Here is a 2,888-nt window from a genome sequence, read left to right on the forward strand (position 1 = left end):
CGGTGCTGGCGATGGCGCTCAATGAAGTGTTCATCCCTTTATTGCAGAAACAGTTTCCGGAGATTGTCGATTTCTACCTGCCGCCCGAGGGCTGTTCCTACCGTGTGGCCTGCGTGAGCATCAAGAAACGCTATGCCGGTCACGCCAAGCGCATCATGTTCGGTGTGTGGTCGTATCTGCGCCAGTTCACCTACACCAAGTTCGTGATCGTCACGGATGACGACATCAACGTACGTGACTGGAAAGAGGTGATCTGGGCCATGACCACGCGCATGGACCCGGTGCGCGACACGCTGCTGGTGGACAACACGCCGATCGATTATCTGGATTTCGCGAGCCCGGTCTCGGGCCTGGGCGGCAAGATGGGTCTCGACGCCACCAGCAAGTGGCCGGGGGAAACCAGCCGTCAGTGGGGGAGACCGCTCGTCATGAATGCCGAGGTAATACAGCGTGTGGACACGCTGTGGCACCAGCTCGGTATAGATTAAACCCCTCAGGTTCGTCTGTGAATCCGGCCTGGTCGGGCACTCATCCGCCCAGCCCTTTCGTTTTATCGTCGTAATGGATGTATTATTGATACGGGCGAGCGCTTCATTTTATTTAGAACTTTGTTTACTTCGCAGGATTGACGCTTGAATCATCAGATTATTTTTGATGCAGAACTGCTCCGCCGTTACGACAAGAGCGGACCACGCTATACCTCGTATCCAACGGCCGTACAGTTCCATACCAATTTCAGCGAAACGGATTATCGTGCATGGGCGAAACGCACGAACGAAGCGTTGCCCCCGCGTCCGCTTTCGCTTTATTTCCACCTGCCGTTCTGCGATACCGTCTGTTTTTATTGTGCCTGTAACAAGGTCGTGACCAAGGACCGCAAGCGCGCCTCGCCTTATCTCGACCGGCTGCATCGCGAGATCGCCATGCAGGGAGAGCTTTTCGACCGCGCGCGCATCGTGGAACAGTTGCACTGGGGCGGAGGAACGCCGACCTTCATCAGCCATGAGGAAATCCAGGAGCTGATGAAAATCACGCGCGAGCATTTCCGGCTGCGCGACGACGATCTGGGCGAATACGGCATTGAGGTCGATCCGCGCGAGGTGCGACCGGAGACACTCGCGCTGCTGCGGAGCCTCGGCTTCAACCGCCTGAGCATGGGCGTGCAGGATTTCGAGCCGGTCGTGCAGAAGGCGGTAAACCGCATTCAGAGCGAGGCCGAAACCTTCGCCGTGCTCAATGAGGCGCGCGCATTGGGCTTCCGCTCTGTCAGCATGGATCTCATTTATGGACTTCCGTACCAGACCGTGGAGAGTTTCGGGCGCACCCTCGACAAGATCATCGGCGCCGGCCCGGACCGGCTGTCAGTGTTCAACTACGCGCATCTGCCGGAGATGTTCAAACCGCAGCGCCGGATTCGCGCGGAGGATCTGCCAAACCCGCAGGAAAAACTCAATATCCTGCAGCTCACCATCGAGCGCCTCACGAAGGCCGGCTATGTGTATATCGGCATGGATCATTTCGCGCGCCCGGACGACGAACTGGCCGTGGCGCAGCGCAACGGCACCCTGTACCGGAATTTCCAGGGTTACTCGACGCACGCCGAATGCGATCTGGTCGCGATGGGCATGACCGCGATCGGCATGGTCGGCGATTGCTACAGCCAGAATCAGAAAACGATGGATGATTATTTTGCCGCGCTCGATGCCGGTCATCTACCGGTGATGCGTGGCATCACGCTCGATGCGGATGACAAATTGCGACGCGCCATCATCACGCAGCTGATCTGTCATTTTTCGCTGGATTATGCAAGGATCGAGCGCGATCACGGCATCCGATTTGCGGATTATTTCGCGCCGGAATTGCGCGATCTTCAATCCATGCAGCAAGACGGCTTGCTGAGTCTCGACGCCGGTTCCATCCATGTGCTGCCCGCCGGCAAGCTTCTCATTCGCAACATCTGCATGGTGTTCGATCGTTATCTGCGGCAGAAGCAGGAACAGCGCTATTCAAAGGTCATTTGAATTCTAGCCGTGGCGTTGGAAAATACCGCCGGTGCAGTCATCAGCCGGTTCAGGCGACGTTCCATGTTCCATGCCGCTGTTGTCGATACCGGGATATTCCAGGCAGGTAGCTGTATTCGATAATCTTTATTGAAAGCCAAAGGAGACTGGTCTCTAAAAAAGACCATTCCCCTGCTCGGGCACGCGGCGCTGGCGCATCAAGTCGCTGACTTTTAACAAAAACTCTCAGGAGGCTAGTCATGTTGGAAGAATTCAAAAAATTCGCCATGCGGGGTAATGTCGTGGACATGGCGGTGGGTATTGTCATCGGCGCGGCGTTTGGCAAGATCGTCAGTTCATTCGTGACTGACGTGCTGATGCCGCCAATCGGCCTGGCCATGGGCGGCATGGACTTCAGCGGCCTGTTCCTCACTCTCGGCAGCGGCAGTTACCCGACGCTCGCGGCTGCCAAGGCCGCGGGCGCACCGACGCTGAATTATGGTTTGTTCATCAACACGCTGATTGATTTCATCATTGTTGCTTTTGCGCTGTTCATGGTGATCAAGGCGATGAACCGGCTGAAGAAGGAAGAAGCGCCGGCCAAGGCACCGGACACCCGGAAATGTCCGGAATGTCTTTCGGAAATACCACTCGCGGCCAAACGCTGTTCATATTGCGCCTCGCCTGTCAGTCGCCCATGAACGACACGGTGGTGGGGGGATACTTGATGCGCATCAGCAGGAATAGGGGAGGGACAGGTTGTCATAAATTGTTTTCAACTTGTCATTACTTGTATTAATGAGCGTGAGTAATATACGACGATTACATCGTATATTATTGATTGGTTGACGTGATGGTTTGAACCCGTATAGTTTGAATGGATTTAAT

2 protein-coding genes and 1 pseudogene are annotated in these 2,888 nt (G+C 55.6%); all 3 read left to right on the forward strand.

The genetic code is table 11. The annotated features are described in order from the left end of the window. Nucleotides 1-488: pseudogene (locus WB402_RS03320) on the forward strand (3-octaprenyl-4-hydroxybenzoate decarboxylase); the annotation flags it as partial. A gap of 144 nt (nucleotides 489-632) precedes the next feature. After that, nucleotides 633-2,021 carry an oxygen-independent coproporphyrinogen III oxidase gene (gene hemN / locus WB402_RS03325; RefSeq protein ID WP_424205497.1) on the forward strand — a complete coding sequence of 463 codons (1,389 nt, stop codon included), beginning with the start codon at nucleotides 633-635 and terminating at the stop codon, nucleotides 2,019-2,021. 239 nt (nucleotides 2,022-2,260) lie between these two features. Continuing rightward, nucleotides 2,261-2,701 carry a large conductance mechanosensitive channel protein MscL gene (gene mscL / locus WB402_RS03330; protein WP_424205498.1) on the forward strand — a complete coding sequence of 147 codons (441 nt, stop codon included), beginning with the start codon at nucleotides 2,261-2,263 and terminating at the stop codon, nucleotides 2,699-2,701. Nucleotides 2,702-2,888: the final 187 nt, after the last annotated feature.

Source organism: Sulfuricaulis sp. (genome assembly GCF_049587675.1).
Taxonomy (GTDB): domain Bacteria; phylum Pseudomonadota; class Gammaproteobacteria; order Acidiferrobacterales; family Sulfurifustaceae; genus Sulfuricaulis.

Bases quoted from the DNA above. Each gene is read 5' to 3' on its own strand.
- mscL (WP_424205498.1), top strand. From the start codon at position 2,261: ATGTTGGAAGAATTCAAAAAATTCGCCATGCGGGGTAATGTCGTGGAC.